The sequence below is a fragment of the Streptococcus sp. 449_SSPC genome, assembly GCF_001073005.1.
In the GTDB taxonomy this organism is placed as follows: Bacteria; Bacillota; Bacilli; order Lactobacillales; family Streptococcaceae; genus Streptococcus; species Streptococcus salivarius_F.
Map to the genome: position 1 here is coordinate 26,603 of NZ_JVGR01000016.1, position 14,887 is coordinate 41,489.

Below are 14,887 nucleotides of genomic sequence, written 5' to 3' on the forward strand. Positions count from 1 at the left end.
CAGGAATTTTTTCTTAGTCTTTACGCTCCAAATTACGAAGCATTTCATCAATTTTATTACCGTATTCGATAGACTCATCTTTAATAAAGGTCAAATCTGGAATCTTATACATGGTCAATTTTTTACCAAGTTCACGCTTGATTGTCCCAGTAGCCTTTTCAAGACCAGTTTGTGCTTTTTGGTTATCTGAGGCCAAAGTTGAATGAATAGTGTAAAAAATCTTAGCAGCTGACAAATCGCCTAGCATTTGCACATCTGTGATAGTGACATCTTGCACACGTGGGTCACGAACTTTCTTTTGAAGAATTTCATTGACCTCACGTTTGATTTCCATACCAACACGGTCTACACGAAATGAATTTCCCATAGTCTTATCCTTTCTCTCTTATTATGATGGAACAAAAGCCAGGCCAGATGACCTAGCTTTGTCTCCTAAGTAAGCTTTCTTAAAAGCTAACAAAATTAACGTTTAATTTCTTCCATAATGTAAGCTTCGATAACGTCATCAACTTTAATATCGTTATAGTTTTCAATCATCAAACCACCCTCTTGAGCGTTTCCGACTTCTTTAACGTCATCTTTAAAGTGTTTCAAGCTTGCCAATTTACCATCAAAAATAACGACACCATCACGAATCACACGGGCACTTGAATCACGAGTGATTTTACCACTAGTAACCATGAACCCACCGATTGTTCCGACTTTAGAAACTTTGAAGGTTTCACGGATAATAGCTTCACCAATGACTTTTTCTTCAAATTCAGGATCAAGCATCCCTTTCATGGCATCTTCGATTTCTTCGATAACCTTGTAGATGATGCTGTGAAGACGAATTTCAACTTCATCAGTTTCCGCTTGTTGACGTGCTTGTGGTGTAGGACGAACGTTAAATCCGATAACAACAGCATCTGAAGCTTCCGCAAGAGTAATATCAGATTCGTTGATAGCACCTACTGCTGAGTGAACAACATTAACACGAACACCCTCAACATCAATCTTAAGAAGTGATGCTGCCAAGGCTTCAACAGAACCTTGTACGTCGGCCTTGATGATAACATTAACAGTCTTCAATTCACCAGCTTTAAGGGTATCAAAGAGGTTATCAAGACTAACACGATGTGTTTGTTGACGTTGTTTCATAAGGGCACGTTTGGCACGTTCTTCACCGGCTGCACGAGCTGCTTTTTCATCTTCATAAACGGCAAAATGGTCACCCGCCATAGGCGCTTCGTTCAAACCAGTAATTGAAACTGGTGTTGATGGTGCTGCAGTCTTAATACGACGACCAAGGTCATTGGTCATAGCACGGACACGTCCGAAGGTATTACCAACAACGATTGGGTCTTGAACATGCAAAGTACCTTGTTGAACAAGGAGGGTTGCAACCGCACCTTTACCTTTATCCAAACGCGCTTCAATAACGGTACCGATGGCACGAACTGTTGGGTCAGCTTTAAGTTCTTCCACTTCAGCCACAAGAAGAACTGTTTCAAGCAATTCTTCAATATTTTGACCAAACTTCGCTGAAATTTCAACGAATTCGCTATCCCCACCCCATGCAGTTGAGATAACGCCATGCTCTGCCAATTCACCGATTACACGCTCTGGGTTAGCACCTGGTTTATCAATCTTGTTAATCGCAACAATGATTGGAACACCAGCAGCCTTAGAGTGGTTGATGGCTTCAATAGTTTGTGGCATAACACCGTCATCCGCAGCGACAATCAAGATAGTAATATCTGTAACAGAAGCACCACGGGCACGCATAGATGTAAAGGCCGCGTGTCCTGGAGTATCAAGGAAGGTGATTTTCTTACCACCCTCTTCAATTTGATAGGCACCAATATGCTGTGTGATACCACCAGCTTCTCCAGTCGCAACACGTGAGTTACGAAGGGTATCAAGAAGGGTTGTTTTACCATGGTCAACGTGTCCCATGATAGTAACAACTGGTGCACGTTCTACCATAGCATCTTTATTGAGGTAGTCTTCGTCAACAAAGAAACGTTCGATATCAGCATTATCGACTTCTTCTTTCTTGGTTGCTTCAATACCGTAGTCAACCATCAACAACTCAATAGTATCCCCATCAAGAGATTGGTTTTGAGTTGCCATAACACCCATCATGAAGAGTTTCTTAACGATTTCAGCTGGCTCACGTTTAATACGTTTTGCGATTTCTGCAACCGTCATGCCTTCAGTGTATTCAAATTCTTTTGGTAATTCATGGAATTTACGCTCTGTTACTGGTTTTGGAGCTGAATTACCACGGTTATTTTTACCTTTTTTATTTTTGTTTTTATTCCAGTTACTATTTCGTTGATTTCTCACTTGGTTTTGATTATTCCACTTATTATTTCTTGTTTGCTTAGGTCCATCTTCATTCTCGCGACGATTATCACGTGATTTATCTGGACGTGCCTTTTTACGACGTGTATCTTGTGCTTGCGCAGCTGGAGCTGGTTGAGCAGCCGGTGCTGGTTTGGGAGCTGGCTTAGCTTCAGCAACTGCTTTTTGAGCAGCGACTTCAGCCTGTTGTTTTTCTTTTCTTGCCTTTTCTTGCTCTTTCGCACGGCGTTGCTCTGCAGCTTTTTCTTCACGGAAGCGTGTTTCACTTTGACGTGAATATTCTGCATTTTGCTCTGCTTTCAAGGCTGCTGCACGCGCTTTAAAGTCAATACGTGGACCTGCCTGATTGTTGCGGGCAGCATCGTTACGTTTATTTCGACCTTGATCATTGCGCTGTTTACCTTGGAAATTACGGTCACGATTACTATTGTTACCGCGGTTCCCATTATTACGGTTGCCTTGACCATTTCCATTTTGGTTGCGACGATCATTATTCTGACGTTTACCTTGATCGTTCCCTTGTTGATTTCGGTTACGATTACGGTTGTCACGGCCTCCGCCGTTTTGACGACGCTCTGCTTCTGCCTTGGCACGTGCTTCACGTTCTGCCTTAAAATTACGGCTTTGTGGTTTTTTCGGAGTCGCAGGGGCTTCTTTGACTTCAGCCTTTGATGTTTCTTTAGCTGGAGCTGATTTGGCAACAGGTACCTTATAAACCTTAGGCGCTACCTTTTCCTCTTTAGGAGTTGGTGTCGCTTTAGGAGCTGGCTTGCTTTCAGCCTTAGCTGTTCCCCCTTTTAAACTTGAAGTGATACGATTAGCATCAGCTTCTTCAACTGATGAGGAATGGCTCTTCACAGAAAGACCAAGTTCTTGAGCTTTTGCAACAACAACCTTGCTTTCTACACCAACCTCTTTTGCGATTTCATATAATCGTTTCTTTGACACGTGATGTCCTCCTATTCTTTAGTCCATAAGAGTCCTCATTTTCTTTGAAAATCCAGCATCAACTACAGCAACCGTTTTTCTTGGTTTACCAATAGCCATGCTTAATTCCAGTGCGTTAAACACTGTGGAGACTTCTATATTATAGTAGTTACATTTATCAGTCGTCTTTTTAGTCACGTTACTACCAGCATCATTGGCAAGAAAAACTAGTCTCGCCTGTCCTGATTGGACTGCCTTGATGACAAGTTCTTCGCCAGAAATAAGCTTTCCAGCTCTTTGTGCTAGTCCCAACATATTTGACAATTTTTCTGTGTTATTCAAGACCTAACTCTCTTCTTTTGACCTTGTGATCCACATAAGCAATGAGTTCATCATAAAAACTTTCAGGAACATCCATGGAGAAACTGTGGTTAAAAGCACGTTTCTTTTTAGCTTGGAGAGCTTCTTCATTATCTAGTTTAATGTAAGCACCTCGGCCATTTTTCTTTCCTGTTGGATCAATGAAAATCTCACCATCTTTAGTTTTTACAATGCGGAGCAAATCACGTTTATCAATGATTTCTCCTGAGACAACTGATTTGCGTAAAGGTATTTTTCGTGTTTTAGCCATCAAACACCTCTATGTTCTTCTTATTCTGCTTCTGTTGTTTCAGTTACTTCTTCTGTTGTGACTTCAACAGGTGTAGCATCTTCTGCAACAATCTCGTCAACAACTTCCTCAGTAGCAGCCTCAGCTTTTTCAGCTTCGAGTGCTTCATATTCAGAAGCTGACTTGATGTCAATACGGTAACCAGTCAAATGAGCTGCCAAACGAACGTTTTGTCCACGACGACCAATTGCAAGAGATAATTTGTTATCTGGTACAACCACTGTCGCACGTTTGCTATCATCTTCGTCAAAGAGAACATAGTCCACTTCAGCCGGTGCAATAGCATTGTAGATAAATTCAGCTGGATCTTCAACCCATTGAATAACATCAATATTTTCCTCAACAGGAACTTCAATACCTGTCTTAGCATCCAAACGTGTTGGGTGGAAACGGCTGACAACTTTCTTGATGTTGCTTCCACCACGACCAACGATAGTACCAATAGCATCAACGTTAGGGTTGTGACTGCGAACAGCAACTTTGGTACGATCACCAGCTTCACGAGACACGCTCATGATTTCTACAGTTCCATCAAATACTTCAGGAATTTCTTGTTCCATGATACGTTTGATGAATTCTGGATGGCTACGGCTTACAAAGACGTTAACACCTTTAGGGTTGTTTTCAACTTTATAAACATAAACATCGATGACGTCGTGTGACTTAAAGCTTTCGCCAGGAATTTGGTCTTGGCGTGACAATTGAGCTTCGAGCGTTCCAAGATTCACATAAATGAAACGTTGGTCAAAGCGTTCAACTGTTCCTTGCATGATTTCACCTTCATGTTGCTTATAATCATTATAAGTGATTTCACGCATCTGCTTGCGCATCTTTTCCATAATGGTTTGTTTGGCAGATTGCGCTGCAACACGGCCAAATTCATCAACTGACTCTTCAAAACGAATCTTGTCACCAAGCTCGTAAGCAGAGCTGATAGCAAGGGCATCTTTCAAGCTAATTTCCAAACGACTATCAAAGACTTCGTCTACAACTTCACGAACAGTATAAACTTGAAAATCACCTGTTTTTTCATTGAATTCAACTACAGCTGATTCTGACTGACCATAACGACGCTTGTAGGCTGACTTAAGCGATTCAACCACAGCATCGATGATATCTTCCTTGTTAATGTGTTTTTCTTCTTCCAAGACACGGAAGGCTTCTAGCATTTCTTTGCTCATATTCTTTGTTGTTTTAGCCTCTAAAGGCTAAAACTGGCATCCTTTCTTTATTTACACTAAGAGTTTTAGAGTTTGACTGCCAAACGAGCTTTAGCAACTGTTTGATAGGGAATCTCAACAGTTTTATGGCGAGTCTTATCAAGGTAATCAATTGTTAGGGTTTCCCCATCAAAGGCCACCAAGTCACCTTGGAAAATCTTGATCTTATCAATAGCCTTGTAAAGACTAACATTGATATACTGACCAACAGCATTTGTCAAAGCTTCTTTGGTTTTTAAGGGACGCTCTAACCCTGGACTAGAAACTTCCAGCATGTATTGATCCGGGAAAGGATCAGGCTGAATAGTATCCAAGAGGGGACTGATAATTTCAGTCAAGTCTGCAGTATCTTCTACAGTAATACCTCCTGGCTTATCAATCAAAACTGACAAGACATAGTCACCGCCAAGCTTTTCGTACTCGATATCGACCAGTTCGTATGGCTCAGGAATAGCTGGAGCTACGACTGCCGTCACGAGATCAATAATTTTTTGCGACATTATGACCTCCTTACACACACAAGAGACGAAGTTTCTACTCCGCCTCTCTTTCGTTATTTTCCTATATTATAGCATAGGTCAAAAGCCATTGCAAGGAATAACCATATTGCTATCATTTCAAAGCAAAAAGGTTGGGAATCACTCAACCTTATTTATTGTGCCGCTGGAACAGTGCTATAAGTAGTCACACCCGATCCATTATTATTGTATGTAGGGGTTGTCGTACCTTGTTCCTGAACATAATTACCTGTGTTTTCACTATAGTTATTGCTATAGGTAGTACCTCCATTGTAGGTACTTACTGACCCACCACCAGCTGCCTCAGATGTCCCGCCCTCATAATTTGAAGATGCCTCACTCGAAGCCGCACTTCCTTTAGAATTAACGAAATCATCTGAGCCATAGTTAGAGCTACCAGAACCATAGAGAACCAAACTAGTCTTAAGATTAGATTCAGAAACTTTCTTCTTACCAACTTCCTGCTTAATGCGATTTTGCACCTTAAGAATATCCTCAGTGGAGGCTACTTGATAGCTTCCTCCATTGATCATGGCATCCGAACCAGCCAATTGGTATGACTTAATATTTTTAAGGGCATCACTATAACCCATCAAGCTACGCAAAGTATTGGTATCACCAAGATCGATACTGGTTTGAACATTTGAACTTACAGCCGACAAAATTTTCTTGTAAGAACCAATAGAGTCCATCTTCAAGAGCTTAGCTACAACTTTTTGAATAACCTCACGTTGACGTTTTTGGCGACCATAGTCACCATCAGGGTCATCGTAACGCATACGTGAATAGACTAAAGCTTGCTCACCATTGATTTTATGGGTTCCGGGCTCAACTTTTGCCTGAAATTCAGGTTCATTTTCTGCAATCGAAATTGGAAAATCAAAATGATTCGTTACCTCAATACCACCAACAGCATCTACCAAATCAATCATACCCTGCATATTAATCAGTGTATAATAGTCAATATCAATATCTAAAACCTTTTGAATGGTTGAAATAGCCAAGTCAGCACCACCCTCAGCATATGCTGAATTTAGTTTTGCTTCACCCGACCCCTCAATATCTGTCAAAAGGTCACGTTCCAAACTGGTCATGGTTGTTTTCTTAGTCTTAGGGTTCACTGTTACCAAAATCATGGTATCAGAGTTTCCTTCCCAGGTTTCCTTACGTTCTTTGGATCCTGTATCTACCCCCATCAAGAGAATAGTTATAGGCTTAGTCTGTTGAATAGCCTTACTATTCCCTGAAGTTGCTTTAGAAGCCCTAAACGTTTTTGACAATTCGCCTGTGGCGTAATTATAAGTTGTCGTTAGGTAAATACCAGCAGCTACTACTGTCGTTGCAAAAATCGCCAACAACATCAATAAAATTTTTCGTCCAAGTTTCATGTTTTTTCCTAATCTATGAGTTTAGCCATAAGGTAAACATCTAGAAATTCTCCATTTTTAGTTCTTGCACCACGTTTCTTAGTGCCTTCAATGTCAAATCCGAATTTTTGATAGAGATGAACCGCCCGTTCATTACGTGCTTGAACCGTCAACTCTAAGCGGCGGATAGTTGGTGTATGATCTGCCCAGTCAATCATTGTTTCCATAAGAAACTGGCCAACACCATTCCCCCAGTAGGGTTTAGAAACCGCAATAAATACGTCGCCGATATGACTGGTCTTAGTATCTTGATCAGAGGTAACATTACAAACACCAATGACCTCATGACCCAATTTTGCCACCAAACAAATCTCATTAAGCCTATGCTGATGACTTTCAATATAAGTGGCTAACTGTTCAACACTCAGTATAGAACTTCTATCATCTTGTGCTAGAAAATCCGATTCCAAGGCTACAGTCTCTAGTAAACGAGCTAGAGAGGCAGCATCCTCTCTTTGAGCTTCCTCAATGACTAATTCTTGCTCAGCCATTTACCATTTCCTCCTGAATCTCCTTACTTCTAGGACCGAAAGATTCAAAAAGCAACTGACGTCCATCTCCATGATGAGATATCGAAATTAGGAGATAATCCCCTAACAGACTCTCGTCTAGGAGCTCACCCCACTCGATGATGGTCACACCTTCACCATACAGAAAATCATCCAAATCAATAGAATCAGGATCATCACCAATGCGGTAGACATCTAAATGATAGAGTGGCAGCCGCCCCTCATACTCCCTTACAATAGTATAGGTTGGACTCTTTATCATCTGTGAAATATCCAAACCTTTGGCAATCCCCTTGGTTAAGGTTGTTTTGCCAGCTCCCAGATCACCTGAGAGAACAATTATATCTCCAGAATCGAGCAGTCGACCTAACTTTTGGCCGATACTAATCAATTCTTCTTCATTTTGACTGTAAATCATGTTTTCATTATATCAAAAAATAAAAATATGGACTAGAATCCACTGTAAAAATACAGTAGAAACTTATAAATATCGAATCATTTAAGTAAGAAGTTAAGATGTGTATTTTAATCTTCAATTTATTTTAACCACATCAACCACTCATAGATTAGAAATCATTTTGTAAAACTTACTATAGATTTGAAAGTTAATCAAAAAAACTCTCTCACATTCCCCAGATAAAATCGCAAAAGAAAAAGCCTGACAAATATACAGACTTTTAACTTTCAAGCTTTAGAACACAGCCATACTGATGAAGTTAAGGATAAACAAGATATCCAAAATCCACATAATAAAGTGGACATCCTTAGTTTGACCTTTGACGATTTTGACCAAAGTATAAGTAAGGAAACCAGCTGCGATACCATAAGTAATACTATATGAGAATCCCATGAAAATAGAAGTGAAGAAGGCAGGAATAGCTTCAGACAAGTCTTCCCAATCGACACTCTTAAGGTTAGAGAGCATCATAACACCTACAATAATAAGAATAGGCGCTGTTGCCGCATTTGGAACGATTGACACCACTGGACTAAAGAAACTAGAAATGGCAAAGAGTACAGCAACCACAAGAGCTGTCAAACCAGTACGTCCACCAGCACCAATACCTGCTGCAGATTCAACGTAAGTTGTAACGTTTGAAGTCCCTGCAATGGCACCAATACTTGTACCAACAAGGTCAGAGTAAAGAGCACGGTCAAGAGCTTTTGATTCGTTGTTATCACCTGTTGAAGCAATGATACCAACCTTCTCACCAGTACCAATCAAGGTACCGATAGTATCGAAGATATCAGTCAATGAAAAGGCAAGAATAGCCATAAAGACACCAGGCAAACGAGAAACATCTGCAAAGAGTGATCCCAATCCCTTAGATCCAAGCGCTGCACCAAAGACCTGACCAAGATCCTTAATAGATGATGTCAAGCTAGCTGCGTGCCAGTCAATGCTTCCAAGATCAACGACACCAGCAAAGATAGCAATGATAGTCGTCACGAGGATTGAAAGAAGAACACCACCACGAATACCTTTAACAATAAAGAAAATCGCAATCGCAAGACCAATCAAACCTACAATTACAGTTGGGTTATTGAAAGCAACCAAACCTGGTGTAGCTGACGATGAAGCTGTAATTGAAGCCTTAGCCATGTCAGCACCTTTGCCTGCTACAGTGTAGGTATGTGGATTAATTGAGAATTTCAAGAAACCAGCATTTTTAATCCCAACATAGGCAAGGAAAACACCGATACCTGCTGAAATAGCAGATTTGAGAGCTGTTGGAATAGACTCAATAATCATCTTACGTACTTTAGTTACCGTGATGATCAATGAAATAACACCACATAGAAAGACCATTGCTAAGGCCTCTTGCCAAGTGTAACCCAAAGAAAAGACCACTGTGTAGGTGAAGAAGGCATTAAGCCCCATACCAGGCGCTTGAGCGTATGGTAGGTTAGCATAAAATGCCATCATCAATGTCCCTGCAACCGCACCAATAATTGTTGCTAAGAAAACACCTTGTGCAGGCATTCCTGTTTGGGCCAACATCGCTGGGTTAACAAAGAGGATGTAAGACATGGCAAAGAAAGTTGTCAATCCGGCAGTCACTTCTGTGCGGACGTCAGTACCATGTTCTTTCAATTTGAAAAACTTTTCCATGAAAGTTTAGACTCCTTAATAAAAAATATTGTCAAAATCCGAATAATTTCGGAACATTCTCATGTAGAATGCAACATTACTATTCTACATGAAATCATTTGACGGTGCAAGGTTTATTTCCTGAGACTTTTCTTATGAAAAACCGAACGTTCTTAGAAAGCTCTTTCTTAATCACCAACAAAGGACAGATTTTTGCTATAATAGGAACATGACAAAAAAATTGATTGCACTAGATCTTGATGGAACGTTATTACGCCCAGATGGAACTATTTCAGAATTTACACAAAAAACGATTAAAGACGTACAAAACAAAGGACACCAAGTCGTTATTGCTACAGGTCGTCCTTATCGTATGGCTATTGAGCATTACAAAACACTAGGGTTAGAAACACCACTCATCACCTTCAACGGCTCTTTGACCAATCTTCCAGACCAAGACTGGGCTTATGAGCATTCGGTTAAATTAGATAAGAAATATCTGATTAGCCTCTTACAACGCCATGATGAATTAGAGATGGATTTTCTGGCTAGTGAATATCGAAAACACTTCTATATCACTATGAATCACCCAGAACGTATCCAACCACAACTCTTTGGTGTTGATAAAATTATTGAGGCTATGCGTTTAGAACCAACTAAAATCACGCGCAACCCAAATGCTCTTCTTATGCAAACTCGTCACGAAGATAAGTACCAGCTAGCCGATGATATCAAGAAAGACTTCAAGGAAGAAATTGAAGTTGATTCTTGGGGTGGCCCGCTTAATATTTTGGAGTTTTCACCTAAAGGTATTAACAAGGCCTACGCCCTAAACTACTTACTTAAGGCTATGCGCAAATCAACGGATGATCTGATTGCTTTTGGAGACGAACACAACGACACAGAGATGTTGGAACTTGCTAAAACTGGTTATGCCATGAAGAATGCTAGCTCTGTCCTTCTCCCCCACGCTAACGAACAAATTGAGTGGACTAATGAAGAGGATGGCGTTGCTCGCAAACTCCAGGAACTCTTCTTATAAATAACAAAAGACACCGAAAATTTCTTCGGTGTTTTTTCTTATGATTAAGGTAAAATAGCCACTGCACGCACTGGGGAGCCTGTCGCCTTGTCCCAGTGAGGAAATGCAATCGAAATCAAAGCACCAACGGCTGGAACTTGATCCAATTGATTCAAAACTTCTACCTGATAAATGTTTTGTTCCAAGAGGTAGTATTCGTTTACCAAACCATGTTCTGCTGCTGGAATGCCAGCATCTGTATCAAAAGTCTCGTGACCGACAGCCTTAACCTGACGTTCATAAATCAAGAATTCTAGAGCTTCACGGCTCCACCCTGGACTCTGTTGAACCCCATTTTCATCAAGGTTGCGCATAGCATCTTGATCTGGCCAACGCTTCGACCAATCACTACGAAAAGCGACAAAGGCCCCTTCAGTAATTTGTCCATATTCTGCTTCAAAGTCTAAGATATCTTGTTTGCTCAAAATAAAGTTTGGATTGGCAGCAACTTCTTTAGACTTGTCGATAACATAGAGTGGTAAAAGAAGATCTTTGAGGGCAATCTCATCCAACCAACGACCACCTTCTACAAAGTGAATCGGTGCATCAATATGCGTTCCGTATTGACCAACCACTGTAAATTTTTGAACATGGAAACCATCTTTTAATGTAAAAAGGTCTTCTTGTTTCAAGGCTGGGAGAGCTGGAAAGTGTGGACTTTCTGCATTAATTTTGTGGGTCAAGTCAACCCATTTCTTAGATTGCAATTCTTTATAAATACTTAGTAAATCTGATATAAGGAGGTCCTCTTTTCTTATAGATTTAACATTAAACAGTTAATTGACAAAAATATAGCAGCCATTACTAGCTATTACAAGCATTTATCTCATTTTATCATAATCCCATTTCCTCTATTTAAATATAGCTTCAAACTATATCTAACACCTTTTGTCTGATTGTCTGAAAAGAAAGTATATTTGCGATAATTTGATATTTTTTTCAATTTTATGACACTTTTATTACGAAAAGCATTGACAAATCTATGATAACGTTTTACAATTAGATTGTTCTAATTTTCGAGGGACTAAAAAAATATTGTTGTCATTTTCATGTCATGAATGATAATACCAATAATCATTTTTCTATTCCTAAGAAGCAATATATAAAAGGAGGAAGAACACTAATGGGTATCGGTATTATTATTGCTAGCCATGGTAAATTCGCTGAAGGTATTCACCAATCAGGTTCTATGATTTTTGGTGAACAAGAGAAAGTTCAAGTGGTTACTTTCATGCCAAATGAAGGTCCTGACGACTTGTACGCTCACTTCAAAGATGCCATTGCTCAATTTGACGCTGACGACGAAATTCTAGTCCTTGCAGACCTTTGGTCTGGATCACCATTTAACCAGGCAAGCCGAATCAAGGAAGAAAATCCTGATCGCAAGATGGTTATCGTGACAGGACTCAACTTGCCAATGCTTATCCAAGCATATACAGAACGTATGGTAGCTCCTGATGCTGGGGTTGAAGAGATTGTCGCTAACATTTATAAGGAAACAAAAGAAGGCGTTAAAGTCCTTCCAGAAGGCCTTATTCCTGAAGAAGACACTAAACCAGCAGACGCTAAGCCTTCTGTTCCTAAAGGTACCATTCCTGAAGGAACCGTTCTTGGTGATGGAAAAATCAAATACGTTTTGGCTCGTGTTGACACACGTCTCCTCCACGGTCAGGTTGCGACTGGTTGGACTCACTCAACTCACCCAGACCGTATCATCGTTGTTTCAGACACTGTTTGTCATGATAAACTTCGTACAAACATGATTAAACAAGCCGCTCCATCTGGTGTTCAAGTTCACGTTATCCCAATTAAAAACATGGTTAAAGCAAACAATGACCCACGTTTTGGAGATACACGTGCTATGCTTCTCTTTGAATCTGTTGAAGATGCTCTTGCTGCTGTTAAAGCAGGTGTTGATGTTAAAGAAATCAACCTTGGTTCTTCAGCTTATAAAGAAGGAAAAGTCAACGTTACTAAGGCTCTTTCATTTGACCAAACAGATGTGGATGCTATCAAAGAGTTGCAATCATTGGGTGTCAAATTTGACGTTCGTGGGGTGCCAAGTGATAGCCCAGCAAACGTTGATGCCTTGATTAAGTCAGCTGAAACTAAATTAGCAGAGAAGAAATAATTTTGGAGGATGCATAAATGAGTTTAGTACAAATTATTTTAGTCGTAATTGTTGCTTTCATCATCGGTTGTAGCTCAGTTAACGACCAAATCGAAACATACCAACCAGTTGTGGCTTGTTCCCTTATCGGTCTTGTTACTGGTCATCTCGAACTCGGCGTAATGTTGGGTGGTAGCTTACAGTTGATCACTATGGGATGGGCTAACGTTGGTGCTGCCATGGCACCAGATGCCTCACTTGCCGCTGTAGCTTCTACAATCATCCTTATCTTGGGTGGTCAAGGAACTAAAGGGATTGGTCCTGCCATCGCCCTTGCGGTGCCTTTGGCTGTTGCCGGTCTTGCCTTGACAATGGTTGTCCGTACAGCAACTGTCTTCATCGCTCATATTATGGATAGCCGTGCAGAAGCTGCTGATATCGCTGGTGTTGAAAGATGGCACTTTATCGGTATGGCCCTCCAAGGTCTCCGTGTTGCTATCCCTGCCCTCCTCTTGCTCTTGATTCCTGCTCACCTCGTACAATCTGGTCTTGAAGCTATGCCTGAATGGTTAAAATCAGGTATGACAATCGGTGGTGGTATGGTTGTAGCCGTTGGTTATGCCATGGTTATCAACATGATGTCTAGTCGTGAAGTTTGGCCATTCTTCTTCCTTGGTTTTGCTTTGGCTGCCCTCAAAGAGTTGACCTTGATTAGCTTGGGTATCATCGGCCTCTGTCTTGCCGTTATGTACCTTGCGCTTGAAGCTAGTGGTTCAAATGGTTCTTCAAATGATGGAGGATCAGGTGATCCCCTTGGTGAAATTCTGGAAGACTTTTAATTAGGAGGAAAGAAAATGGCTGATTCAAAAATTAAATTAACAAAAGCAGATCGTTTCAAAGCTTTCTTGCGCTCATACTTCCTTTTAGCTTCATTCAACTATGAACGTATGCAAAATGGTGGTGTGGCTTACACCCTTATTCCTGCAATCAAAAAACTTTATCAAACTAAAGAAGACCGTGCTGCTGCGCTTAAGCGTCACTTGGAATTCTTCAATACACAACCTTTCATGGCCAACCCAATCTTTGGGGTTACGCTTGCCTTGGAAGAAGAACGTGCCAACGGTGCTGAGATCGATGATGCGGCTATCTCAGGGGTTAAGGTCGGTATGATGGGACCTCTTGCAGGTGCCGGTGACCCTCTCTTCTGGTTTACCCTTCGTCCAATCTTCCTTTCACTAGGAGCAGGTTTGGCTGTTTCAGGTAACGTCCTAGGCCCAATCGTCTTCTTCGTTCTCTGGAACGTTATGGTTGCCGCTGTTAAATGGTATACTCAAGAATTTGGTTACCGTGCTGGTACTGCGATTACAGACGACTTGTCAGGTAACCTTCTCCAACAAGTAACTCGTGGCGCATCAATGATGGGGATGTTCGTTATCGGTTCTCTTATCCAACGTTGGGTAAGCATTACCTTCACACCAGTTGTCTCTGTTGTTAAACAACAAGAAGGTGCTTATATCGATTGGGATAAACTTCCAAAAGGTATTGCCGGTGTTAAAGCAGCCTTCCTAGAACAAGCTGCTGGTAAATCACTCGAAGCCAACAAGGTAACAACATTGCAAGATAACTTGAACCAATTGATTCCTGGTCTTGCTGCCCTTGGTTTGACTTTCCTCTGTATGTACCTTCTTAAGAGAAAAGTTTCTCCAATCGTTATCATTTTGGGTATCTTTGTTCTAGCTATTGTGCTCCACATTATTGGTGTACTCTAATCGGAGCAAGGTATGGTTAAATCGCTCAATACCGAAATGGCTCACACAACTAAGGGAACTTGGTTTCGTGAAGGGCCTATTTACGGAAATATCATGGTCGGAGATAAGGCCTTCGAATTTTACAACGATACGAAGTTGCAAGACTACGTTCAAATTCCTTGGGATGAAATCACTTATGTGATTGCCGATGTCTACTTCGGTGGTAAATTCATCCC

16 protein-coding genes are annotated in these 14,887 nt (G+C 40.9%); 5 read left to right on the forward strand and 11 right to left on the reverse strand.

Going from position 1 to position 14,887, the window contains the following annotated elements; all coding sequences use genetic code 11:
• Nucleotides 1-13: 13 nt before the first annotated feature.
• The 10 genes from rbfA to ADH51_RS02950 form a co-directional block, all read right to left on the reverse strand.
• The gene (rbfA, locus tag ADH51_RS02905; RefSeq protein ID WP_002883798.1) at nucleotides 14-367 is read right to left on the reverse strand and encodes a 30S ribosome-binding factor RbfA; all 354 of its coding nucleotides are present in this window, start codon (nucleotides 365-367) and stop codon (nucleotides 14-16) included.
• A gap of 95 nt (nucleotides 368-462) precedes the next feature.
• Complete coding sequence (gene infB / locus ADH51_RS02910; protein ID WP_038675312.1) at nucleotides 463-3,297, reverse strand: translation initiation factor IF-2; 2,835 nt, start codon at nucleotides 3,295-3,297, stop codon at nucleotides 463-465.
• 18 nt (nucleotides 3,298-3,315) lie between these two features.
• Complete coding sequence (locus ADH51_RS02915) at nucleotides 3,316-3,618, reverse strand: YlxQ-related RNA-binding protein (protein WP_002883776.1); 303 nt, start codon at nucleotides 3,616-3,618, stop codon at nucleotides 3,316-3,318.
• Nucleotides 3,611-3,907: an RNase P modulator RnpM gene (gene rnpM / locus ADH51_RS02920; protein WP_002883779.1), complete on the reverse strand. Its 297-nt coding sequence runs from the start codon at nucleotides 3,905-3,907 to the stop codon at nucleotides 3,611-3,613. The genes ADH51_RS02915 and rnpM overlap by 8 nt, the downstream gene beginning before the upstream one ends.
• 20 nt (nucleotides 3,908-3,927) lie before the next feature.
• The gene (gene nusA, locus ADH51_RS02925) at nucleotides 3,928-5,127 is read right to left on the reverse strand and encodes a transcription termination factor NusA (RefSeq protein WP_002886615.1); all 1,200 of its coding nucleotides are present in this window, start codon (nucleotides 5,125-5,127) and stop codon (nucleotides 3,928-3,930) included.
• A gap of 65 nt (nucleotides 5,128-5,192) precedes the next feature.
• On the reverse strand, nucleotides 5,193-5,666 hold the full coding sequence (gene rimP / locus ADH51_RS02930; RefSeq protein WP_002883745.1) for a ribosome maturation factor RimP: 474 nt from the start codon (nucleotides 5,664-5,666) through the stop codon (nucleotides 5,193-5,195).
• 152 nt (nucleotides 5,667-5,818) lie between these two features.
• The gene (gene brpA, locus ADH51_RS02935) at nucleotides 5,819-7,072 is read right to left on the reverse strand and encodes a biofilm formation/cell division transcriptional regulator BrpA (protein ID WP_048674280.1); all 1,254 of its coding nucleotides are present in this window, start codon (nucleotides 7,070-7,072) and stop codon (nucleotides 5,819-5,821) included.
• A gap of 8 nt (nucleotides 7,073-7,080) precedes the next feature.
• Nucleotides 7,081-7,602, reverse strand: coding sequence for a GNAT family N-acetyltransferase (locus tag ADH51_RS02940; protein ID WP_048674282.1), 522 nt, complete (start codon nucleotides 7,600-7,602; stop codon nucleotides 7,081-7,083).
• The gene (tsaE, locus tag ADH51_RS02945) at nucleotides 7,595-8,038 is read right to left on the reverse strand and encodes a tRNA (adenosine(37)-N6)-threonylcarbamoyltransferase complex ATPase subunit type 1 TsaE (RefSeq protein WP_014633907.1); all 444 of its coding nucleotides are present in this window, start codon (nucleotides 8,036-8,038) and stop codon (nucleotides 7,595-7,597) included. Before tsaE ends, ADH51_RS02940 begins: the two co-directional genes overlap by 8 nt.
• 273 nt (nucleotides 8,039-8,311) lie before the next feature.
• Nucleotides 8,312-9,733 (reverse strand): NCS2 family permease, encoded by a 1,422-nt coding sequence (locus tag ADH51_RS02950; RefSeq protein WP_037599034.1) that lies wholly within the window; start codon nucleotides 9,731-9,733, stop codon nucleotides 8,312-8,314.
• A gap of 208 nt (nucleotides 9,734-9,941) precedes the next feature.
• Between ADH51_RS02950 and ADH51_RS02955 the strand changes: the two genes are divergently transcribed.
• Nucleotides 9,942-10,754 (forward strand): Cof-type HAD-IIB family hydrolase, encoded by an 813-nt coding sequence (locus ADH51_RS02955; RefSeq protein WP_037599033.1) that lies wholly within the window; start codon nucleotides 9,942-9,944, stop codon nucleotides 10,752-10,754.
• Nucleotides 10,755-10,798: 44 nt separating this feature from the next.
• On the opposite strand, the gene ADH51_RS02960 is transcribed toward ADH51_RS02955, so the two are convergent.
• Entirely contained in the window at nucleotides 10,799-11,530 is a 732-nt protein-coding gene (locus tag ADH51_RS02960; protein WP_037599032.1) for a cyclase family protein, read from the reverse strand.
• 386 nt (nucleotides 11,531-11,916) lie between these two features.
• Between ADH51_RS02960 and ADH51_RS02965 the strand changes: the two genes are divergently transcribed.
• From ADH51_RS02965 to ADH51_RS02980, 4 genes are all read left to right on the forward strand, one after another.
• Nucleotides 11,917-12,924, forward strand: a complete 1,008-nt coding sequence (locus tag ADH51_RS02965; RefSeq protein WP_048674285.1) for a PTS sugar transporter subunit IIB — start codon at nucleotides 11,917-11,919, stop codon at nucleotides 12,922-12,924.
• 17 nt (nucleotides 12,925-12,941) lie between these two features.
• On the forward strand, nucleotides 12,942-13,742 hold the full coding sequence (locus tag ADH51_RS02970; protein WP_002886606.1) for a PTS mannose/fructose/sorbose transporter subunit IIC: 801 nt from the start codon (nucleotides 12,942-12,944) through the stop codon (nucleotides 13,740-13,742).
• 15 nt (nucleotides 13,743-13,757) lie between these two features.
• Nucleotides 13,758-14,672, forward strand: a complete 915-nt coding sequence (locus tag ADH51_RS02975) for a PTS system mannose/fructose/sorbose family transporter subunit IID (RefSeq protein ID WP_014633903.1) — start codon at nucleotides 13,758-13,760, stop codon at nucleotides 14,670-14,672.
• A 12-nt stretch (nucleotides 14,673-14,684) separates the two neighbouring features.
• On the forward strand, nucleotides 14,685-14,887 hold a 203-nt coding region (locus ADH51_RS02980; protein ID WP_048674287.1), incomplete at its 3' end, for a DUF956 family protein.

What these genes read in the sequence shown, in the direction of transcription:
- rbfA (WP_002883798.1), bottom strand. Translation starts at nt 367, where the DNA reads ATGGGAAATTCATTTCGTGTAGACCGTGTTGGTATGGAAATCAAACGT.
- rnpM (WP_002883779.1), bottom strand. Translation starts at nt 3,907, where the DNA reads ATGGCTAAAACACGAAAAATACCTTTACGCAAATCAGTTGTCTCAGGA.
- nusA (WP_002886615.1), bottom strand. Translation starts at nt 5,127, where the DNA reads ATGAGCAAAGAAATGCTAGAAGCCTTCCGTGTCTTGGAAGAAGAAAAA.
- rimP (WP_002883745.1), bottom strand. Translation starts at nt 5,666, where the DNA reads ATGTCGCAAAAAATTATTGATCTCGTGACGGCAGTCGTAGCTCCAGCT.
- brpA (WP_048674280.1), bottom strand. Translation starts at nt 7,072, where the DNA reads ATGAAACTTGGACGAAAAATTTTATTGATGTTGTTGGCGATTTTTGCA.
- ADH51_RS02940 (WP_048674282.1), bottom strand. Translation starts at nt 7,602, where the DNA reads ATGGCTGAGCAAGAATTAGTCATTGAGGAAGCTCAAAGAGAGGATGCT.
- tsaE (WP_014633907.1), bottom strand. Translation starts at nt 8,038, where the DNA reads ATGATTTACAGTCAAAATGAAGAAGAATTGATTAGTATCGGCCAAAAG.
- ADH51_RS02950 (WP_037599034.1), bottom strand. Translation starts at nt 9,733, where the DNA reads ATGGAAAAGTTTTTCAAATTGAAAGAACATGGTACTGACGTCCGCACA.
- ADH51_RS02955 (WP_037599033.1), top strand. Translation starts at nt 9,942, where the DNA reads ATGACAAAAAAATTGATTGCACTAGATCTTGATGGAACGTTATTACGC.
- ADH51_RS02965 (WP_048674285.1), top strand. Translation starts at nt 11,917, where the DNA reads ATGGGTATCGGTATTATTATTGCTAGCCATGGTAAATTCGCTGAAGGT.
- ADH51_RS02970 (WP_002886606.1), top strand. Translation starts at nt 12,942, where the DNA reads ATGAGTTTAGTACAAATTATTTTAGTCGTAATTGTTGCTTTCATCATC.
- ADH51_RS02975 (WP_014633903.1), top strand. Translation starts at nt 13,758, where the DNA reads ATGGCTGATTCAAAAATTAAATTAACAAAAGCAGATCGTTTCAAAGCT.